The 18771-nt window shown below is 38.9% G+C and carries 25 protein-coding genes; 20 read left to right on the top strand and 5 right to left on the bottom strand.

Annotated features, from left to right (window positions below):
- The first annotated feature begins 27 nt into the window (after nt 1-27).
- The 20 genes from GVV20_RS06965 to GVV20_RS06870 all read left to right on the top strand — a co-directional run bounded on the left by GVV20_RS06965 (nt 28) and on the right by GVV20_RS06870 (nt 15210).
- Complete coding sequence (locus GVV20_RS06965) at nt 28-591, top strand: hypothetical protein (protein WP_159740598.1); 564 nt, start codon at nt 28-30, stop codon at nt 589-591.
- Between the two features lie 130 nt (nt 592-721).
- Entirely contained in the window at nt 722-1174 is a 453-nt protein-coding gene (locus GVV20_RS06960; RefSeq protein WP_159740599.1) for a hypothetical protein, read from the top strand.
- Between the two features lie 23 nt (nt 1175-1197).
- The gene (locus GVV20_RS06955; RefSeq protein ID WP_159740600.1) at nt 1198-1746 is read left to right on the top strand and encodes a hypothetical protein; all 549 of its coding nucleotides are present in this window, start codon (nt 1198-1200) and stop codon (nt 1744-1746) included.
- A gap of 87 nt (nt 1747-1833) precedes the next feature.
- Nucleotides 1834-2580, top strand: coding sequence for a polysaccharide deacetylase family protein (locus tag GVV20_RS06950; protein WP_159740601.1), 747 nt, complete (start codon nt 1834-1836; stop codon nt 2578-2580).
- Nucleotide 2581: 1 nt separating this feature from the next.
- Nucleotides 2582-3505, top strand: a complete 924-nt coding sequence (locus GVV20_RS06945; RefSeq protein ID WP_159740602.1) for an ABC transporter substrate-binding protein — start codon at nt 2582-2584, stop codon at nt 3503-3505.
- A 305-nt stretch (nt 3506-3810) separates the two neighbouring features.
- Nucleotides 3811-4161 (top strand): hypothetical protein, encoded by a 351-nt coding sequence (locus GVV20_RS06940; RefSeq protein WP_159740603.1) that lies wholly within the window; start codon nt 3811-3813, stop codon nt 4159-4161.
- Entirely contained in the window at nt 4148-4822 is a 675-nt protein-coding gene (locus GVV20_RS06935) for a F0F1 ATP synthase subunit A (RefSeq protein ID WP_159741741.1), read from the top strand. Before GVV20_RS06940 ends, GVV20_RS06935 begins: the two co-directional genes overlap by 14 nt.
- A 19-nt stretch (nt 4823-4841) precedes the next feature.
- On the top strand, nt 4842-5081 hold the full coding sequence (gene atpE, locus GVV20_RS06930; RefSeq protein WP_159635521.1) for an ATP synthase F0 subunit C: 240 nt from the start codon (nt 4842-4844) through the stop codon (nt 5079-5081).
- A gap of 18 nt (nt 5082-5099) precedes the next feature.
- The gene (locus tag GVV20_RS06925) at nt 5100-5612 is read left to right on the top strand and encodes a F0F1 ATP synthase subunit B (RefSeq protein WP_159741180.1); all 513 of its coding nucleotides are present in this window, start codon (nt 5100-5102) and stop codon (nt 5610-5612) included.
- The gene (gene atpH, locus GVV20_RS06920) at nt 5596-6126 is read left to right on the top strand and encodes an ATP synthase F1 subunit delta (protein ID WP_159741181.1); all 531 of its coding nucleotides are present in this window, start codon (nt 5596-5598) and stop codon (nt 6124-6126) included. Before GVV20_RS06925 ends, atpH begins: the two co-directional genes overlap by 17 nt.
- On the top strand, nt 6123-7643 hold the full coding sequence (atpA, locus tag GVV20_RS06915) for a F0F1 ATP synthase subunit alpha (protein WP_159741182.1): 1521 nt from the start codon (nt 6123-6125) through the stop codon (nt 7641-7643). Before atpH ends, atpA begins: the two co-directional genes overlap by 4 nt.
- Nucleotides 7636-8412, top strand: a complete 777-nt coding sequence (locus GVV20_RS06910; protein WP_159741183.1) for a F0F1 ATP synthase subunit gamma — start codon at nt 7636-7638, stop codon at nt 8410-8412. The genes atpA and GVV20_RS06910 overlap by 8 nt, the downstream gene beginning before the upstream one ends.
- A 2-nt stretch (nt 8413-8414) precedes the next feature.
- On the top strand, nt 8415-9803 hold the full coding sequence (gene atpD / locus GVV20_RS06905) for a F0F1 ATP synthase subunit beta (RefSeq protein WP_159741184.1): 1389 nt from the start codon (nt 8415-8417) through the stop codon (nt 9801-9803).
- 4 nt (nt 9804-9807) lie between these two features.
- Nucleotides 9808-10200, top strand: a complete 393-nt coding sequence (atpC, locus tag GVV20_RS06900) for an ATP synthase F1 subunit epsilon (protein WP_159741185.1) — start codon at nt 9808-9810, stop codon at nt 10198-10200.
- The gene (locus GVV20_RS06895; protein ID WP_236261761.1) at nt 10197-11549 is read left to right on the top strand and encodes a TrkH family potassium uptake protein; all 1353 of its coding nucleotides are present in this window, start codon (nt 10197-10199) and stop codon (nt 11547-11549) included. Before atpC ends, GVV20_RS06895 begins: the two co-directional genes overlap by 4 nt.
- Before the next feature lie 9 nt (nt 11550-11558).
- Nucleotides 11559-12230, top strand: a complete 672-nt coding sequence (locus GVV20_RS06890) for a potassium channel family protein (protein WP_159741186.1) — start codon at nt 11559-11561, stop codon at nt 12228-12230.
- Between the two features lie 134 nt (nt 12231-12364).
- Complete coding sequence (locus tag GVV20_RS06885) at nt 12365-12853, top strand: hypothetical protein (protein WP_250690177.1); 489 nt, start codon at nt 12365-12367, stop codon at nt 12851-12853.
- 142 nt (nt 12854-12995) lie between these two features.
- Nucleotides 12996-13307 (top strand): thioredoxin, encoded by a 312-nt coding sequence (trxA, locus tag GVV20_RS06880; RefSeq protein ID WP_159648730.1) that lies wholly within the window; start codon nt 12996-12998, stop codon nt 13305-13307.
- A gap of 2 nt (nt 13308-13309) precedes the next feature.
- Nucleotides 13310-14965 carry an FAD-dependent oxidoreductase gene (locus GVV20_RS06875; protein ID WP_159741188.1) on the top strand — a complete coding sequence of 552 codons (1656 nt, stop codon included), beginning with the start codon at nt 13310-13312 and terminating at the stop codon, nt 14963-14965.
- Nucleotides 14966-14970: 5 nt separating this feature from the next.
- Nucleotides 14971-15210, top strand: coding sequence for a metal-sensing transcriptional repressor (locus tag GVV20_RS06870; protein WP_159635488.1), 240 nt, complete (start codon nt 14971-14973; stop codon nt 15208-15210).
- A gap of 35 nt (nt 15211-15245) precedes the next feature.
- Here the strand turns inward: GVV20_RS06870 and GVV20_RS06865 are convergent, their stop codons facing one another.
- From GVV20_RS06865 to GVV20_RS06845, 5 genes are all read right to left on the bottom strand, one after another.
- Nucleotides 15246-15920, bottom strand: coding sequence for a hypothetical protein (locus tag GVV20_RS06865; RefSeq protein ID WP_159741189.1), 675 nt, complete (start codon nt 15918-15920; stop codon nt 15246-15248).
- Nucleotides 15921-15982: 62 nt separating this feature from the next.
- A complete protein-coding gene (locus GVV20_RS06860) occupies nt 15983-16396 on the bottom strand; it encodes a gamma-glutamylcyclotransferase family protein (protein ID WP_159741190.1) in 414 nt (137 codons plus the stop codon).
- Entirely contained in the window at nt 16396-17037 is a 642-nt protein-coding gene (pcp, locus tag GVV20_RS06855; RefSeq protein WP_159635479.1) for a pyroglutamyl-peptidase I, read from the bottom strand. The genes GVV20_RS06860 and pcp overlap by 1 nt, the downstream gene beginning before the upstream one ends.
- A gap of 13 nt (nt 17038-17050) precedes the next feature.
- On the bottom strand, nt 17051-18001 hold the full coding sequence (locus GVV20_RS06850) for a DUF979 domain-containing protein (protein ID WP_159741191.1): 951 nt from the start codon (nt 17999-18001) through the stop codon (nt 17051-17053).
- A complete protein-coding gene (locus tag GVV20_RS06845) occupies nt 18001-18690 on the bottom strand; it encodes a DUF969 domain-containing protein (protein WP_159635473.1) in 690 nt (229 codons plus the stop codon). The genes GVV20_RS06850 and GVV20_RS06845 overlap by 1 nt, the downstream gene beginning before the upstream one ends.
- Nucleotides 18691-18771: the final 81 nt, after the last annotated feature.

Genomic DNA, 18771 nt, shown 5'->3' with positions numbered 1-18771 from the left:
GCTAAAAGCTCTAAAAATGACTGATCAATGAAAAAATGGAGACATGGAATTTATAAAATTTTAGCATGTAGTTATATTCTTTCGGCTGCATCATTAATTCTTCAGCGAAATGAAATACTCATGACATTTGCGATATTGCTTCGCATTATGATAACAATGTATGGATTTAAGAAAACGAAGTCACTAGTGTTAGGAACGAGCGTAGTAGCACAGTTCATTAGCTTTTTGATCGTTTTCATAAGGGGTTCGCTATTAATGAATCGGCAACTCGACCTATTTACGATTGTTCGATATCAAGCGATTACGCTACAGATATCATACGTGTTGATGGGCATTGGAGATGCACTTATTATGCTGTTTGTGGCGAAATCAACTGAGAGTATATTTTTGGTTAAACCATACTATATACTCTCAATGACTATGGTGCTATTTGTAAGTGTTGGAACTGTCGGTTTTTTAACACCGATTCCTATCATTCTCGAGGTGATTGTTTCCGTATTCGAATTTACGGGATATTTAGGATTCATAACATTGATGCTTGTTGAACTTATTTTGTATCCAAAGATATTTATGAATGAGCCAAAGTTGTAGATTTTCAATATCATGTCAATAAGGGGCGAACGATGCCGAAGCAAAAACATTTCTTACTGGTTCAAGGATTGCTCATTATTGCCTACACTTTTTTCTGATTTCGATTCTTATGCGAAGACATGAAGCATTAATGATTGTTGGATTGGCAATTAAACTAATAGGCACATTCATTAGCTGTTTGAATTGTAAATCGAGAATGCTTCTAGTCGGACTCGTGTTACTAGTCATTAGTTTTATGACGGTACTTGTTCTTGGAAATCGACTTGAAGGTGATGGATATGCTATGATTCAGCTCATGGAAATCCAGGCTATTGTATTAGAAGGGGCATACGTTAGTCTCGCGTTATCTGATATAATTTTAATGTATCAATCTTCAAGGATAACTCAAAAGGCTTTGCTTGTTCCGGTATACCGAGGTTTATCGTTGTTGGTTCTAGGAATTGTAGTTATCGATATTTTGGGCTATAGTTTTCTCATTCCAACAGTTTTAATCGTAATGATTTCAGTGTTAGAGTTCGAGAGTTACTCTGTCTATGCAATGACACTGTTTTATGAGATGATGCAATACCGCAAAAATTTATAATTTTATGCATATAAGGAGAAGCTATGAAAACTAAAGAACAGATCACCCAAACCATTATTTTAATTAGTGGACTGATTATTTCGATGCTGGCGACAATATTTAAAGAGTATCCGATTGTCATGGTCATTGGATTAGGAACACAAATATTTGCAACATTTAAGTTATTCACAATTACCAAAAACAAGTATTTGATTTGGAGTCTAGCATCCTTAATGCTAAGTTTTGCGATTGTTTTCTTGAGCGGTACATTTGTTCCAATGATGACAACTGATATGTTCACAATGATCGCAATCTTATCCAATTTCTTGTTGATTACGTATGTTCTAATTCGGATGGCGGATGTCCTTCTAATGGTTTATGCGTCAGAGAATGCGCATAATGATTTCTATAAGCGATTCTATCAATTTCTTGCCATTTCGTTTACAGTGATGATCTTAGTAGGTTCCGTCGGAACCTTCCTTGAAGGATTCACAATTATTCTGGTGCTTGTCTCAGTATTAGAGTTTGTATTCAGAATCGGTTTTATTCTAGCATTGATTCTAGAAGTCTATCATTCGAAAAAAGAGGCCTAACCTCTTTTTTGTTTAAAAGGCAGTTGATTTCACAATATTGTATTTCGACCTAAAACTGTCTAAAATAACCTAAGAAAGAGGTACCACATGGAATTTATTACCCTTTGTTATCACGAATTTCGAGATACCCCAATAAATACGGAAATACAGTCTATCCCTGTTGAAGTTGCGAACGGATACCAGGATAACTTACCCATCGCTTTGTATACGGACATTCAAGACTTTAAGGAACAAATGCAGTATTGCATCGATAATGACTTTAATTTCATAACTCTAGAGGACGTTGAAGCTTTCTATAAAGATAGAAAGATGTTGCCGTCTAAAGCTATATTATTGACATTTGATGACGCTTATCAGTCCATGAAGAAACTTGCTTATCCGCTGCTTAAAGCAAACCAAATCCCGGCTACTATGTTTGTAGTTAGTGATTGGATGCATGAAAAGAGCAAGGAGTGGGATGCTGCTTTTGCTCAAACAATGTCTTGGACAAATCTCGATGCTATGTCAGATTGTCTCACAACAGCAAATCACACCCATAGGATGCATCAACGTGTACATCTTCAAGGTTCAATCCAGACAGAACCCAAGCAAGCTATGGTAGATGATATTCTAAAGTGTGCAGTATATGTTGATGCACCTAGAATATTTGCATATCCATTTGGATTCTATGATCCTTCAGTATTTGCGTCTTTGAAAGAGGCTAATATAGAATTCGCATTTACAACGAAGCCAGGTGTCAACACCTTAAGCACCCCACGGTTCGAGCTTAAACGCAATATCATTCCTTATAAAATGCCGCTTTCGGCATTTGTTGAACTGTTAGAAAAGAGATAAAATGAAGAAAATAATAACACTGTTAGCCTGTTTATTCGTCCTTGCTGGATGTTCAAACACACCCAAACCAGATTTAGAAACGCCTTTAAAAGTAGGTACCCTTGCAGCAGAATCCGCATTGCCAATCATTATTGCACATGAGGAAGGATTCTTTAAGAGTGAGGGGATAAATGTGGAAATTGTCCCGTTTGCCAATCCTCAAGAACGAAATGCAGCAGCACAAAGTGGCGCTATTGACATGATGATTGCTGATGCAATGACAGCATTTGCGTTTCAAGAACAAGGATTTCCATATATTATAACCTCAGATATTAACGAAGATTTTAAAATTATTGCATCACCTAATTCCGGTATCACAACGATGAAAGACCTACAAGATCAACGTGTTGCGCTGATTCCAGGTCTGTTATTAGAGTACGTAATGGATGAGATTGCTACCAAGGATGCATTTGATTATCAGGTTTTAGCGATGGCATCTTTTCCAGGGCGTTTTGAGGGACTACTTCAAGACCAATTCGAAGCAGTAGTATTTACAGAACCACAAGCAGGTATGCTAGTCGCTCAAGGTGCACATTTACTTGGAAGCTCCAGTGAGTATGGTATCAAGGGTGGAAGTTTGCTGACGAAAAAAGATCGTATTGAAAAAGACCCAGAAATTATTGCTCGCTTCTACCGCGCGTATAATCAAGGAGTTGAGTACCTTAACAAGAATCAATCCGATGCTTATGCAGACGTCTTGACGCAATATGCATTCCCTCCTCAAATGGGAGCCTACATTGATCAAAAAATAACCCCATTTGAGAAAGCAAAACCAGTTTCAAATGATCAACTTGAATCGATTGCGACATGGTCTCTCAGTAAAGGATTAGTAGAACAGTTACCGACCATCAAAAATACCGTTAATTTTAGTTTTATCGAAGAATAGGCCAGTCCTATTCTTTTTTTTGTTTGTTAGTAGTGGTTGGTCTAATGATGGGCGATTCATCAAAATATATTGGTCTGTTTTTCTAGTTTTTCCTCTTCCTATTTATATAGTGAATAATGTGGGGGACAATTTTTGGTTATCGCAAAATTAAATTTTGGTAAGTTATTGATATTCGACTTAAATAGCGTAATATAGTAGGGAAGCTTGTTTGATTGAGACGCATGTTTGTGGTACGATTTACCTAGCATGCTCGAACTAAAACAAGTGAAAAGAAGAAGCAATGCAGACATGAAAAGGAGGCAACGATGACACGGAAAATAAAAATTGCAATTTGCGTTGTTGGAGCAATCATTCTATCGATAATCGATTGGAGATTGGGCGTAGGTTGGTTGATTGGTTGGACTAGTTTACTGACACTCGAACATTTCAGAAATTTGTTCTATAGCATCATACTTGATGAACAACAGTTTACTGTCAAAAAGTACGTTGGATATATCATCTTTGTATTTGTGATTTTATGGTTACCCTTGCTCTTAGCATTTATGTTCCCAGCGTGGATTAATCCTTATGCGATAGCGACAACATACTTGCTAGACCGTTTGCTACTTTTTATGACAGGAATTTTTACAAAGGAGAAGGCAAATGTTGCAAGTTGAAGTTTATTCGATTTTGATCATTACAATTGGTCTCTCCATCGCGTTTTATGTCGGAGGCAAGCGGCTTAACAATTTGCCGCTTACTGAAAAGCCTCGCGGAGGCGTCTTAAAAGCAATACTTTATGTTAAGACGATTTCTGATTTCACAATTCAAAACATGGGTGAAAAACACGGGCGACGAATGGCAGCGTATATTGGGAGTGTATTTATTTACATTCTAGTTGCAAACATGTTCGGACTAACAGGATTAGCTGCACCTACAAGTAACTATTCAGTAACACTTGTACTTGCAATTATTACATTCCTTTTAATCCAACATGCAAAAATAGATGCAAATGGCGTAAAGGGATACGTCAAAGGATTCTTTGAACCGTTTTTCCCCTTTGTCATTCCGAACTTTTTCGGAACGGTAGCACCACTGATCAGTTTGTCACTCCGTTTATTCGGAAATGTACTCTCAGGAACGGTTATTATGACATTGCTCTATACGTTTACGGGTTGGATTAGTAGTTTTATCCCCGGTATCGGTGGATTTAACTTCTTCGGAGTGATTGTTGCTCCAGTATTACATTTATATTTCGATATGTTCTCTGCGTTTTTGCAGGCGTTCATATTTATATCATTAACATCGATCTTAATCGCTGTTGAATATCAAGACTAAACTAAGGAGGATATTATTAATGGAAGCAGTAAGTATTGGAAAAGGATTGGTAGCAATCGCTGCCGCACTAGCAGTTATGACAGGTATTTTCTCAACAGTAGGACAAGGTTATGCAGCCGCTAAAGCTGTAGAAGCCGTAGGTAAAAACCCAGAAGCGGAAAGTAAAATTCGTTCAATGTTAATTCTTGGAGCGGGTATTGCTGAAACAGCTGCGATTTACGGTATGCTTATCGCATTCTTATTAATTTTTGTATTCTAATAATCAAAGGAGGGTATTATGAATTTAGATATTGCTGCAAAGCTAATGCCAGATCCTTGGACGATGGCTGCACAACTTGCGGCCACTTTTGTAATCTACATTATGTATCGCAAGTACCTTCACGAGCCGGTACAAAAATATTTGGACGCGCGTGCTGAACGTATGGCTGAAGAAATGAAAGAAGCAGAAGCGTACCGAATGGAAGCAAAAACAATGAGTGCTCAAGCACAAGAAGCATATTCTGAATCAATGGATAAACTAAAAATCGTTGAAGCGGATATGTTACGCGATGCTGAAAACAAAAAACAAGCAATTATTGATTCTGCTCAAGAAGAAATTGAAAATGAGAAAATCAAAATGGCAGAAGCCTTAAAAAATGAAAAAGCTGCACTTTACCGCGAAGTATCTACATACATGTTGGATACAGCCGTTGCGGTAAACCGCAAAGTATTGTCGGAGCGTGAATTAGATCACTCTTCAATGCTCCAAGACCTAGAGAAGGAAATGGAAGCTTATGATCATAAGCACTAAGCAATACGCTCAAGCTCTATTTGAAGTGTCTCTGGAACAAAACGTAGTTATGGATGTCTATGCGGAGTTACAAGCCGTGTCGCTGATACTTGAAGATGAAAAGATAAATCGTATTTTTACCCGAACATATCAAGACGAAACAATTCTTGATCCATTGTGGAAAACGTTGCGATCGACCTTTTCAAAACAAGTTGTCAATTTCTTACAACTTCTTTATCAAGCAAACATGATGAAGAGTTATGAGCGCGTAATGGCAGCATTTCGTGACTTATTAGAAATTCATGAATACTTAAGTCGTGTGGATGTAGTTAGCGCGATAGCATTGAGTGATCAAGAAAAAATATCATTACAAAAAACTTTGAAAGAAAAATATACAGGCGAATTAGAAATGCACTATGAGATTGACGCAAACTTGCTTCAAGGCATGATTGTTCATGTTCGTAGCGATATCTATGATACCTCAGTAAAAAGTAAACTGGATCGTATTATTAACCAAGGAGGATTACAACAATGAGCAATCAATCAGCAAACATTCTCGAAATGTTAAAAGAACAAATTGCTGGAATTGAATTTGACACGAAGAGCGAGGATATTGGTCGCGTATTTAAAGTAGGTGACGGTATTGCGTTTGTTCGTGGTTTAGACCAAGTCCTCTCGGGGGAAATGTTACGTTTTAGTGATGAGGTTTATGGACTCGCACTGAACCTTGAAGAGAACCAAGTCGGGGTTGTTCTACTTGGTGATGACTCATTAGTTAAAGAAGGTGACGTCGTCTATCGAACCCAACATATCATCGAAGTAGGTGTTGGTGATGGTCTTTTGGGACGTGTCGTTGACGCATTAGGACATCCTATTGATGGTCTTGGAGAAATCAACTATGAAGGACACCGTCCTGTTGAACGTGTTGCTCCAGGTGTTATGACACGTCAGTCAGTACACCAACCTTTACATACGGGACTTAAAGTCATCGACTCTATGATTCCAATTGGTAAAGGGCAACGTGAATTAATTATTGGTGATCGCCAAACAGGTAAAACAAGTATTGCTTTGAATGCAATTATCAACCAAAAAGGTCAAGATGTTAACTGTATTTATGTTGCTATCGGGCAAAAAGCATCAACCGTTGCAATGGTTGTTGAGAAACTCAAGGAACACGGAGCAATGGATTATACCGTAGTCGTATCAAGTACAGCCAGTGAGCTCGCACCACTTCAGTATCTTGCACCGTATACAGGGGCAGCTATTGGTGAACATTGGATGGATAATGGTAAAGATGTACTAATTGTTTATGATGACTTATCAAAACATGCGGTAGCATATCGAACCATCTCATTACTATTACGTCGTCCTGCAGGTCGTGAAGCCTATCCTGGAGATGTTTTCTACCTTCACTCACGTTTGCTTGAGCGAAGTGCAAAACTAAACGAAAACTACGGTGGTGGATCAATGACTGCGTTACCTATCATTGAAACACAAGCTGGTGATATATCCGCATATATACCAACGAACGTTATTTCAATTACAGATGGCCAATTATTCCTGAACTCGGATTCATTCAATAGTGGCTTTAGACCAGCTGTCGATAGTGGGATGTCAGTTTCACGAGTTGGATCAGCCGCACAAACAAAAGCGATGAAACAAGTTGCCTCATCATTGAAACTTGAATTAGCGACATATCATGAGCTGTTATCATTTGCTCAGTTCAGTACTGACATTGATCCAGCAACCCAAAAGATTATTGACCATGGGAACCGTCTTACTGAATTACTCAAACAAGGTGCACTTTCAAAGACACCTCACGAATTGATGATTCTAAGTATGTTCTTAAATAAATACGGGTTCCTCGACATGCTAAGTGTAAAAGAAGTTTTACCATTCGAAAAGTTCTTACACGAACGCTTTGTTTCATCACATCAAGATCTTTTAGATCAAATAAAAGCGAACTTTACACTTGATGATGCCCTAATTGAGACGCTCAAAACAGTAATCAACGAAGAATTAGAGCGCTTTAAGATAAGAAATAATGCCTAATACACAAGCCATAAAAAAAAGAATCCGGTCCATCAAATCGACACAAAAAATCACGAAAGCAATGAAGCTTGTTTCGTTGAGCAAACTTCAACGGTATCGTGATCGAAAAGGACACTTCGAGGCTTATTACGATGCTGTGAGTCATGCAACAACACAGTTTATAGATTTTGAAGTGGCGACTGACAATAAACCGAAGTTGTATTTTGTCGTGATGCCTGATTTAGGATTGTGCTCAGCTTATATTCAAGGTAATATGCGAAAGTTACTTTCTGTATATAAACCTGAAGATAGTGTAGTTGTTATTGGAACACAAAGTTATGAATCACTAAAAAACAAGTCAGTTACAATCGTTAATCCGATGCAATCGAGTGAACATTTTGAGTTGCTAGATGCTGTAAAACTATTAAAACCGTATCTTGCAACACACCAAATTGTTACGATTGTTCCTGATTATGCGAATGCACTGAATCTTGAATTTGAACTCCATACGTTGCCTACAGTGGTATCGGGAGCACGTGATCAAGTAATTTACGAACCGAATTTTGAAGATGTTGCAGCAATCATGATTCAACAAGCATTAATAGCCTTGTTGCGTCACACATATTTGACATCAAAAGTAAGTGAGCATACAACACGTCGTATTGCGATGGAAAAAGCGACAGACAGTGCAGAAGACATGATTGAAGACTTAGGTCGAAAATATAACCGTATTCGTCAAGAGGCGATTACACAAGAGATATCTGAAATTGTTTCAGGAATGGAGGGTTAACGATGAAAGGTAGAATTGTACAAATAGTAGGACCAGTTGTTGATGTTCGTTTTGATAGTGAACATATGCCGAAACTCTACAATGCGCTTGTAGTTGAACACGGTGAACTCAAAGTAACACTTGAAGTATCACAACATATTGGTAATGATTTAGCCCGTTGTATTGCAATGGGAACTACTGATGGATTATCTCGTAATCTTGAAGTCGTTGATACAGGAGCAGCTATTAAAGTTCCTGTCGGCCAAGCTATTCTTGGACGTATGTTTAATGTCTTGGGTGAAACAATTGATGAAAAACCATTTGACAGCGAAGGCGTGGAATTCCATGAAATCCACCGTTCCGCACCGTTATTTAAAGATCAAAAAACAACCAATACAGTATTAGAAACCGGGATTAAAGTCATTGATTTGCTTTGTCCTTATCCACAAGGTGGAAAAATTGGTCTCTTTGGAGGGGCTGGTGTTGGTAAAACCGTATTAATGCAAGAACTTATTCACAATATTGCGATTGAGCATAGTGGACTTTCTGTCGTTGCTGGTGTTGGAGAGCGAACACGTGAAGGAAATGATTTGTATCACGAAATGAAAGATGCAAATGTTCTTGATAATACAGTTCTTGTCTATGGACAAATGAACGAATCCCCAGGAGCCCGGATGCGTGTTGCATTATCAGGCTTAACGATGGCGGAAAACTTCCGCGACAATAATAAGCAGGATGTTCTATTATTCATCGATAACATTTTCCGATTCACGCAAGCTGGATCTGAAGTATCCGCATTGTTAGGCCGTATGCCTTCGGCTGTTGGATACCAACCTACACTTGCTACAGAAATGGGACAACTTCAAGAACGCATTACATCTACAACCGATGGATCAATTACATCCATTCAAGCAATTTACGTTCCAGCGGATGATCTAACTGACCCTGCTGCAGCGATTACATTTACGCACTTGGATGCGAAAACAGTATTGGATCGAAACATTGCGGCACTTGGAATTTACCCAGCAGTTGACCCATTAGAGTCAAGTAGTAATCTGTTGTCTGAAGATGTTGTTGGTGAAGAACATGTCTATGTTGCAACAGAAGTTCAAAAAATACTTCAACGATACAAAGAGCTCCAAGATATTATTGCGATTCTTGGAATGGATGAACTGAGCGAATCCGATAAGCAAATAGTAAACCGTGCACGTAAAATCCGTAACTTCTTGTCCCAACCATTCTTTGTTGCAGAAACATTCTCAGGAATATCAGGATCCTATGTATCCATTGCTGATACTGTTCGAAGTTTCAAAGTAATTCTTGACGGTGAAGTAGATCATTTACCAGAGCAAGCCTTCCTCTTTGTCTCGACAATTGAAGAAGTGTACAAGAAAGCAGAAGGGATGATGTAACGTCATGTTTACCTTTAAACTGCTTACACCCAATGGGCTCTATAAAACATTAGAAATAGATTCCGTAACTTTGCCAACCACGGATGGCCAGCGAACCATGCTCGCCAACCATATGGCAACCGTAATGCCAATCGATATTGGTGTTATGTATACAAAGAAAAACTCTGAAATCGAAAATTTTGTGGTTTCGGAGGGACTCTTTACATTTGAAAACAACGTTGCTACACTATTAGTATCTTCGGTTGAATCAGAATCAGACATTGATTTTGAACGTGCAGCAAAAGCAAAAGCACGTGCTGAGGAACGCATAGAAAGTAACAATCAACAACTATACGATATGAAGCGTGCTGAACTCGCGCTAAAACGATCGTTAACGAGGTTAAAACTTAGAAAATGATACGTTCAATTAAATCATTCTTGAAGAAACGCACTATTCCTCAATATATCGCAATGGGCTTCGCATCAACAATTTTTGTTGGTGCTTGTTTGCTTTCTTTACCTATCGCATCTCGTGATGGGACGTGGACCAATTTTTTGGATGCGCTCTTTGTCGCAACATCCGCGGTTTGTGTTACTGGTCAAACGACAGTAAATACAGCTGCACATTGGAACTATTTTGGAAGCACAGTCATCATTTCCCTAATTGAAATTGGTGGGCTTGGATTCATGTCTGTTTTTGTATATTTCTTCCTGTTTATGGGTAAGAAAATGACATTACGGCAACGCCATTTACTCCAAGAATCTGTTGGTGCTGAAAATGCTGCCGACGCACAAAAATTAATCCGCTATATCGTTAAATTCTCATTGTCAGTACAGGCACTCGGAGCAGCGGTATTAGCAATCGATTTTATTCCTAAACTTGGATTTCTAAAAGGAATCTACTTCTCAATGTTCCACTCCATTTCCGCATTCAATAATGCTGGATTTGATTTGTTTGGAAACAGTCTCGAAGGGTTTACGCAAACACCTCTAGTACTACTAACAATCGGAGGTCTCATATTCTTTGGAGGTCTTGGATTTATCGTGTGGCGTGATTTGTTGACGTTTAAACGAAAAAAACGTTTACTTATACATACAAAAATTACGTTAATTACGACAGTTGGTATTTTAATTATCAGCTTTGTTCTATTCTGGGTGAGTGAATCAAGACATGGGACATTTGCTGGATTGCCACTTTGGGATCAACTTGTAAATACACTCTTTATGGCGATTACGCCTCGTACAGCAGGGTATGCCAATGTTAACTATGCTTTTATTTCCCCAATGGGAATATTCTTAACCATCATCCTGATGTTTATCGGTGCTTCATCCGGTTCTACAGGTGGTGGCGCCAAGGTTACAACATTTGCAACATTATTCCTCTTTATGCGTGGTGTATTCAGTGATACCCAACCGCGTTTTCAATCTAGAGCTATTCCGATGGATCGCGTAATTAAAGCGTTGATGATTCTATTTATTGGGATTGCGATTGTCGTCAGTGCATCACTCATTCTATTCATCACTGAAACCATTCCGCCTGAGTTTGGTATTGAATATATCCTGATGGAAGTCTTCTCATGCTTTGGAACTGTTGGACTCACCATGGGATTAACACCAAACTTAACCAGTATTGGAAAAATCGTATTAATTATTGTAATGTTCGCAGGTCGTATTGGGTTGTTAACATTCTTCTTATCATTCGGAAATCATTCGGATATGAAAGAGCCAACTTTAAAATACCCAGAAGCAAATATATTAGTGGGTTAGGAGAAAACTATGACAAATAAAACAGTAGCAGTCCTTGGACTAGGATTGTTTGGAGCCTCAGTTGCAAAAACACTTGCACGGCATGATGTGGAAGTTATTGCAATGGATAAAAAAATGGAACGTGTCGATGAAGTCGCGATGCATGTTGAACATACGATTCAAGGTGATTTTACAAAACTTGAACATCTGGAAGCAGCAGATATTGGTCAAGCTGATATTGCAGTCGTTGCCTCTGGTGAACGATTGGAAGAAGCTATTCTATGTGTTTTAAATCTTAAAAAAATTGGTGTAGCTCAAGTTATTTGTAAAACCAAAAATAGAGATTATCACGATGTTCTCAAAAAAGTTGGTGCAGACCGTGTCTTATTACCTGAAGTTGAAATGGGTAAACGGCTTGGGAATGAACTTGCCCGTCACTCTGTAATTGATGCCTTGCGAATTGATGATCGATATAACTTGGTCGAAGTTCACCCACTTAAAGAATGGGAGAACAAATCAATTCAAGCACTAAATTTACGTCAAGAGTATGGTTTTAACATCGTTGCTCTCAAATGCTGTGTGAACAACGAGTTTATTATTAATGTTTCACCAGACTATATTATTCGAGATGGTGACCTTCTTTTCGTACTTGTTGAAGAAAAAGACTTAGATCGCTTCAATGACATGGAAGATAATAACTAAAAAGTAATCATTCAAGTAATGATAGGATAACTATCATTACTTTTTTAATATCTGTAAAGGTTTCTAAACTGGACGAAAGTTACAAGATTTCGTAAAATAAAAACACGTAAGTTCAAAGTAAGGGAGTGGTGATGATGGAACAAAAAACATTTCGACCAAGCGTTGCCAAAAGTTGGCTGATACCATTCGGAATTCTTAGTATCGCATTTTATGGACTGGTGATTCTCGGATTCAGTTTTTTAATAATGGGCGGAACAAAAATTGGCTGGTCAGATGTCTTAGATTTTTTAGTAAGTGAGAAGATATTCCAATGGATTATTGTTCCCATTACGATTGTGTATCTTGCACAGTGGGGATATGGGATCGTATATGCTCGAAAAGCATCCATCCAATGCAATCACGATCAGATACGTATAAACACGATTTACAGACACTATGATATTGTGTATGCATCGATTGACCATGTTTGGTTGACTGTGAGCGCCGCAGACCTTGGTACACGATTATACGTTAAAACAAATGATAAGAAACTATCAACAGTGATTCGGTTACGTCTGTATACGACCTATGATGTGCAAACACTTCGCGCGAAACTTGAAAGTGTTCAAATCAAAAAATTGTGAAGCTAAAATAAACCCTCACAAGCACGTGACGATGCATAAAGACAATGTAAAACCTGGTAGCTATCAGGTTCTTTTTATAAGCAAATACCTTGCAACATATACCTATAGGGGTATAATGAAAATAGATACAGGAGGTCATGGTATGACAATACACATTACAAACAAAGATTTTGAAACACAAATTGCAGAAGGACTGACTTTTATTGATTTTTGGGCAGAATGGTGCGGTCCATGCCGTATGTTAGGTCCTGTAATTGATGAACTTTCAACAGAATTCGAAGGTAAAATCAAAGTCGCAAAAGTTAATATTGATGAAAATCCGGAAATAGCACAAGAGTTTGGTATCATGTCGATTCCAACAATGATTCTTTTTGAAAATGGAAAACCTGTCGAACAAATTCAAGGATTCCAACCAAAAAAAGCATTGCAAGAGTACCTGGAAAGTAAGATCTAGCAATGAGAGTTGTTGTAGTTGGAGGTGTTGCTGGAGGAATGTCCTTCGCAACCCGTTTTCGAAGACTAAATGAAAATGCAGAAATTATTGTTTTAGATAAAGGGCCCTATGTTTCATTTGCAAACTGCGGACTGCCTTATCATATTGGTGGTGAAATTGAGGATCGTGATGATCTCATCGTCGTGTCACCGGAAACACTGAAGGCACGATTTCAGCTAGATATTCGTCCCAATCATGAAGTTGTCGCAATCCACCCAGAAACTAAAACAGTAACGGTTGTAAATGATGAAGAAACATTTAACCTAAGTTATGATAAATTACTTTTATCACCAGGAGCGAAACCGATTGTTCCGCCAATTCCAGGCTTGGCCGAGTCTCACAATATTTTTTCTCTTCGCAATCTACCAGACATGGATAAAATTGTACGTCACATTGACCACAATTCGCCTCAAAAAGCAGTCGTAATTGGTGCCGGATTTATTGGTCTTGAGATGGCTGAAGTATTGAAACATCGTGGATTGGATGTCACAATTGTTGAAATGGCTCCGCAAATACTTGCGCCCTTAGATACTGAGATGGCTCAATTTGTGCGTGCTGAACTCGAAGCCAATGGGATTCAAGTACTTGTCGGTAAGGGTGCCCAGGAATTCAAGAATAATGGCAAAACAATTATCTTATCTGATGGTGCCGAAATTGAATCCGATTTAACGATTTTGTCAATTGGTGTTATGCCAGATACAGAGATTGCTCAAAAGGCTGGTATTGAAACTGGTTTTAAAGGAGGAATTCGGATTGATGAGTTCTTCCGAACGAATGTGCAGGATATTTATGCTGTAGGTGATGCAGTATTAGTTAAACATATGATTACTCAAGAAGAGACGCTTATTTCACTTGCGTCACCGGCAAATCGTCAAGGGCGACAAGCTGCGGATGCAATGTCGGGGCTCCCGCGTAAACATCGCGGTTCGTTAGGTACTTCGATTCTTCGTGCTTTCTCGATTGGAGCTGGAAGTACGGGTCTCAATGAACGCCAACTTCAAGCTTTAGGGTATCCATATGAATCGGTTCATATTACAGGAAAAAATCATGCAGGATACTTCCCCAACGCAACTGCGATTAACTTTAAATTAATCTTTGATCCACAATCTGGTGCAATTTATGGTGCACAGGCTGTGGGTGAAGATGGGGTTGATAAACGCATTGATGTTGTTGCTACTGCGATTAAAGGTGGTATGACTGTTGAAGATCTTCCGGAATTAGAATTAACCTATGCACCACCATTTGGTACTGCAAAAGATGTTGTAAACATTGCTGGTTATGCAGCCCTAAACATTGTGGAAGGTTATTCGGAAGCCATTCAATGGGATGAAATTGAACAATATCGTAATCAAGGAGCATACCTTCTAGATGTTCGAGATGCTATGGAAGTGAAAGAAGATGGGGCACTTGACGGATTTCATAATATTCCGTTAAACTATCTTCGCTGCCGCTTGCATGAAATTCCTGAAGATGTTGAGGTTATCGTTGCATGCCATAGTGGTCAACGTAGTTATTCAGCAATGCGTGTTTTAAAACAAGCGGGGTATAAAGCGAAGAATCTTGATGGAGCGTTTAAGTATCAAGCGCTGATGCACCCACAATCCGTTTCTAAGGAGTGATAACGATGAAATGTGATAAGAACCTATTAAATCGCCTAAGTCGCGCAGAAGGGCAACTAAGGGGTATTACGAAGATGATGGAAGAAGGACGTCCTTGTGAAGATGTCTTAACACAGCTTACAGCTGTTCGTTCCAGTATTGACCGTTTGATGCGCTTAGTCGCAATTCAAAATCTCATGGAACATGTTGATGTTACGGATCAGACAAAAGTTGAATCTGCAGTCAATCTTCTTACTAAAGTTTAAGACGTAAAAAAGACATCCAAGTGGATGTCTTTTGTTTATGCTTTGAGTGTTTGAGCAAATTCAGTAATGAGCGGGTAAACGTTTATTTCTTCAATGAGAGATACGGCATCTTGCAGTGCTTTATCGTCATGGTTTAGAGAAGCATTCACTGCATCGACATAATCAATGATTTGCTTGTTGAGGCCATTGACCTTACCAAGCGGCGTAATAGCATCGGCAAACTGTTTGTCATGTGTTAACGCACTCAAGTGTGCGAGATACAATAACTTAAAACGTCCATTATCGTGCAGTCTTCCTCCCATGACGCCTTCAAGATAATTTTGAATATCATGATTGTTTGAGCCAGTTAGCAACATTGATAGAGCTGTTGCATAATAGAAATCTGTAGAAACAAATGATGGTCTTAAAGCACTTGGAAAATTAGCAATAACATACTGAAAGACTTCGCACGCCTTGTCAGCATCCTTTTCTTCAAACAGGACATGGTATAGTTTTTCCCGATCCATTTCGGCTGCGAGTAAGTTAAAAACGATTGTGGCGGCAGCTAAGAAAAAAGCAAAGATAACGGTAATAATTGAGACAGAACCAGGTTGTCCGACATTATAGATTAAATATAAAAACCCAAGAATAATCACAACAAGTGATATAAGTAAGCGTTTCTTAATTGTTTTGATAAAGTTTTGAGCGATGTGTTCAGGTGTAGTATCCATAATGACCTCCAATATTAATCTAATTATAACACAGAGAACCATAAAAAAAGAGCCGAAGCTCTTTATAATGATTCCTTAAATGCACGCCAACTTCCTTCTGGAAGGTAGATTGCCTCTTTTTCAAACTGTGTGTCCAAATGCTTACTTGTATAGACGTAAACATCTAGGACCGTTGTGGATCCATCTGCCAATGTAATGGTTTTAGGAATCCGTGAATACTCATCATCTGCTTGATGGTTATAGCCCTCCATCTTATCAATGGCTGGAAGAATTGCAGCTAAGTCTTTGATGTGAATAACTTCACCATGAACGGTATCATCACCATCTAAGATTGCTGGATAGCCTTTATAAGGCATATCGTAAAGTTTTCCTTGAACTGTAGCAGGTTGAATGTCCAACACATGACCACGTAGATATTTTTCGTAGTTATGGAAGTTCTTCATGAGTGATCCATAAACAAACATAACATCAGACATTATGAAATTGCGCCACCTTGGACTTTAATGTCTTCTGCAGTTGTAACGGTTGTTGCAATTGCAATCTCCAATCCTTTTGAGATTTGTTCGATTGAAAGAGCTGGTGCTGTTGGTTTATCAACAACTTGTTGTGTTGCGAATGGAACATGAATGAATCCACCACGCACATTTGGGAATTTTGTTTGAATTAAATATAGAAGTCCATACATTAAGTGGTTACATACAAATGTTCCCGCTGTATTTGAGACACTTGCAGGTAATCCTGCTTTTTTAATGTTGTCAACGATTGCTTTAATTGGTAACGATGCAAAGTATGCAGGAGCACCATCTTCACGAATTGCTTCGTCAATAGGTTGGTTTCCTTCATTATCTTTAATACGAGCGTCGTCTTCGTTAATTGCAACGCGTTCTGGTGTAATGCCGAAGCGACCACCAGCTTGTCCAACCGTAATGACATAATCAGGTTGGTGTTCTGTAATTGCTGCTTCTAAAACATCAATTGATTTTCCAAAAACTGTAGGTACTTCCAGTTTAATAACTTCGGCACCTTCAATTGTATCGGGTAATAGTTTAACTGCTTCATATGCAGGGTTCATGGCTTCTCCGCCAAATGGATCAAATCCAGTAATAAGTACTTTCATTGGTTTACCTCCTCTAGAATGCTAAGAAATACATAAGGAAAATATGTACTACCAATAGTATTATAGCAAATGGCGCTTGGAACTTGATAACAGAATACTCATTTTTTGTTTCTAACAGTGTTGCTGAAAGAATATTAAAGTTTGCTGCCATTGGTGTTAGCAGTGTTCCACAGAACCCAGCAGTCATAGCAATCGCACTTGCGATGATTGGATCACCACCAGCTGCAAAGACGAAAGGTATCCCGATTCCAGCGGTAATAACTGTAAATGCTGCGAATGCGTTACCCATAATCATTGTGAAGAGGGCCATCCCAACACAATATGCAATGACGCCTAAGAATGCGTTACCTTGGGGAATTACGCCTCCAAGAAGTGTTCCGATCAAGTCACCGACACCTGCCGATGTAAAGACAACACCAAGAGCACCTAAAAGCTGAGGAAGGATTGCTGTTGAACCCATGGTACGCATTAAGCGTGTTCCATCAGCTGCGGCAGTCTTAATTGGTGCTTTTGTTATAATGAAGACTGTTGCCAACCCGATGGCTGCTGAAAGACCAATCGCGATATAACCAAGGTTTCCAGCGGATACAGTACTTGGCGCAATCATTGGTAATAATGTTGAAAGTGCAAAGGCACCGACAGCGATCATTACGGATGGTAAGAAAATTAAAGTACCAATACGTCCCGATTGTTCATCACGAAATGATTGAGCAATTTGTTCGATATCTCCAACATTTACAGATTTTGTAATTGAGAAGATACCCAGTGACAAGACAAGAATTCCATTGATTGCATTTGGAATTTTAGGTCCAAAAATAAAGAGAACAGCTAAGATGGTCCAGAAACTAAATGCCCCGTAACGACGAACATCTTCTGTTGAACGGTATACGTTAATTGCTGTAGCGAAGAGTATAAATCCAATAAGGATATACCACATTTCTAAAAAGAGTGCCCAAAAATCCATTATTTCTTACCTCCTGATTTAATTTTACGATCAAGGAGCGCCATTTGAACACCACCAAGTAAAATTGCGCTTATGAAGACTGGCATAGACCATGCTGAAATTCCAGCGTTGGATACGCCATGAATACCTGCATCTGTAAGGGTCGAAACAATTAAGTTAACACCACTACTTGCAGGGAATAAGTTTTGTCCGAAGAAGTTACCATAGTTTTCTGCTGCGGCTGCTGCCCCTTTAACGGTGTCTGCTTCCACATCATTGAGCGGCACGCCACCTCGATCGGCGATTGCTGCCCCTTCCGCCATTGGATGAATTAATGGACGAATGAACTGTGGATGCCCCCCTAAACGTAACGATAAGGCTGCGGCTGTTTGACGAATCACTTGGTATAACCAAATAACGCGTCCAGCAGTTAGTGCGCTCATGCGTTGGATTAGAGCAACTGCTTGCTCACGTAATCCGTAACGCTCACTCATACCGACAACAGGTAAGGTGAGAATGAAAATACTCATACCCCGGTTTCTCACAAATTGAGAACCAAGCGTCTCGAGAATTTCCATAAAATTCATGCCGCCAATTAATGCAGTTACGACTGCAGCGACAAGAACGACTGCAATTGAATCAAGCTTCATTGCGAAACCGACAATAATAATACCGATTCCAACAAGGAGCCATAAATTAACATCTGCCATGCTTTTTCTCCTTTATATTCTATTTATCATTGGTTAATTATATCTAGTATTTTAGTTTCTTACAACCGGATTATGTAAGAT

The organism is Erysipelothrix aquatica, assembly GCF_009828775.2.
Classification (GTDB): Bacteria; Bacillota_I; Bacilli_A; order Erysipelotrichales; family Erysipelotrichaceae; genus Erysipelothrix; species Erysipelothrix aquatica.
This window is presented reverse-complemented; position numbering and strand designations above follow the sequence as displayed.

Excerpts from the sequence above, each read along its gene's own strand:
- GVV20_RS06925 (WP_159741180.1), top strand. The coding sequence starts at position 5,100 with ATGAATTTAGATATTGCTGCAAAGCTAATGCCAGATCCTTGGACGATG.
- GVV20_RS06875 (WP_159741188.1), top strand. The coding sequence starts at position 13,310 with ATGAGAGTTGTTGTAGTTGGAGGTGTTGCTGGAGGAATGTCCTTCGCA.
- atpD (WP_159741184.1), top strand. The coding sequence starts at position 8,415 with ATGAAAGGTAGAATTGTACAAATAGTAGGACCAGTTGTTGATGTTCGT.
- atpH (WP_159741181.1), top strand. The coding sequence starts at position 5,596 with ATGATCATAAGCACTAAGCAATACGCTCAAGCTCTATTTGAAGTGTCT.
- GVV20_RS06935 (WP_159741741.1), top strand. The coding sequence starts at position 4,148 with ATGTTGCAAGTTGAAGTTTATTCGATTTTGATCATTACAATTGGTCTC.
- pcp (WP_159635479.1), bottom strand. The coding sequence starts at position 17,037 with ATGAAAGTACTTATTACTGGATTTGATCCATTTGGCGGAGAAGCCATG.
- GVV20_RS06955 (WP_159740600.1), top strand. The coding sequence starts at position 1,198 with ATGAAAACTAAAGAACAGATCACCCAAACCATTATTTTAATTAGTGGA.
- GVV20_RS06895 (WP_236261761.1), top strand. The coding sequence starts at position 10,197 with ATGATACGTTCAATTAAATCATTCTTGAAGAAACGCACTATTCCTCAA.
- GVV20_RS06910 (WP_159741183.1), top strand. The coding sequence starts at position 7,636 with ATGCCTAATACACAAGCCATAAAAAAAAGAATCCGGTCCATCAAATCG.
- GVV20_RS06945 (WP_159740602.1), top strand. The coding sequence starts at position 2,582 with ATGAAGAAAATAATAACACTGTTAGCCTGTTTATTCGTCCTTGCTGGA.
- GVV20_RS06845 (WP_159635473.1), bottom strand. The coding sequence starts at position 18,690 with ATGGCAGATGTTAATTTATGGCTCCTTGTTGGAATCGGTATTATTATT.
- GVV20_RS06950 (WP_159740601.1), top strand. The coding sequence starts at position 1,834 with ATGGAATTTATTACCCTTTGTTATCACGAATTTCGAGATACCCCAATA.
- atpE (WP_159635521.1), top strand. The coding sequence starts at position 4,842 with ATGGAAGCAGTAAGTATTGGAAAAGGATTGGTAGCAATCGCTGCCGCA.
- atpC (WP_159741185.1), top strand. The coding sequence starts at position 9,808 with ATGTTTACCTTTAAACTGCTTACACCCAATGGGCTCTATAAAACATTA.
- GVV20_RS06860 (WP_159741190.1), bottom strand. The coding sequence starts at position 16,396 with ATGTCTGATGTTATGTTTGTTTATGGATCACTCATGAAGAACTTCCAT.
- GVV20_RS06885 (WP_250690177.1), top strand. The coding sequence starts at position 12,365 with ATGGAACAAAAAACATTTCGACCAAGCGTTGCCAAAAGTTGGCTGATA.
- GVV20_RS06940 (WP_159740603.1), top strand. The coding sequence starts at position 3,811 with ATGACACGGAAAATAAAAATTGCAATTTGCGTTGTTGGAGCAATCATT.
- trxA (WP_159648730.1), top strand. The coding sequence starts at position 12,996 with ATGACAATACACATTACAAACAAAGATTTTGAAACACAAATTGCAGAA.
- GVV20_RS06965 (WP_159740598.1), top strand. The coding sequence starts at position 28 with ATGAAAAAATGGAGACATGGAATTTATAAAATTTTAGCATGTAGTTAT.
- GVV20_RS06960 (WP_159740599.1), top strand. The coding sequence starts at position 722 with ATGATTGTTGGATTGGCAATTAAACTAATAGGCACATTCATTAGCTGT.
- atpA (WP_159741182.1), top strand. The coding sequence starts at position 6,123 with ATGAGCAATCAATCAGCAAACATTCTCGAAATGTTAAAAGAACAAATT.
- GVV20_RS06890 (WP_159741186.1), top strand. The coding sequence starts at position 11,559 with ATGACAAATAAAACAGTAGCAGTCCTTGGACTAGGATTGTTTGGAGCC.
- GVV20_RS06870 (WP_159635488.1), top strand. The coding sequence starts at position 14,971 with ATGAAATGTGATAAGAACCTATTAAATCGCCTAAGTCGCGCAGAAGGG.
- GVV20_RS06850 (WP_159741191.1), bottom strand. The coding sequence starts at position 18,001 with ATGGATTTTTGGGCACTCTTTTTAGAAATGTGGTATATCCTTATTGGA.
- GVV20_RS06865 (WP_159741189.1), bottom strand. The coding sequence starts at position 15,920 with ATGGATACTACACCTGAACACATCGCTCAAAACTTTATCAAAACAATT.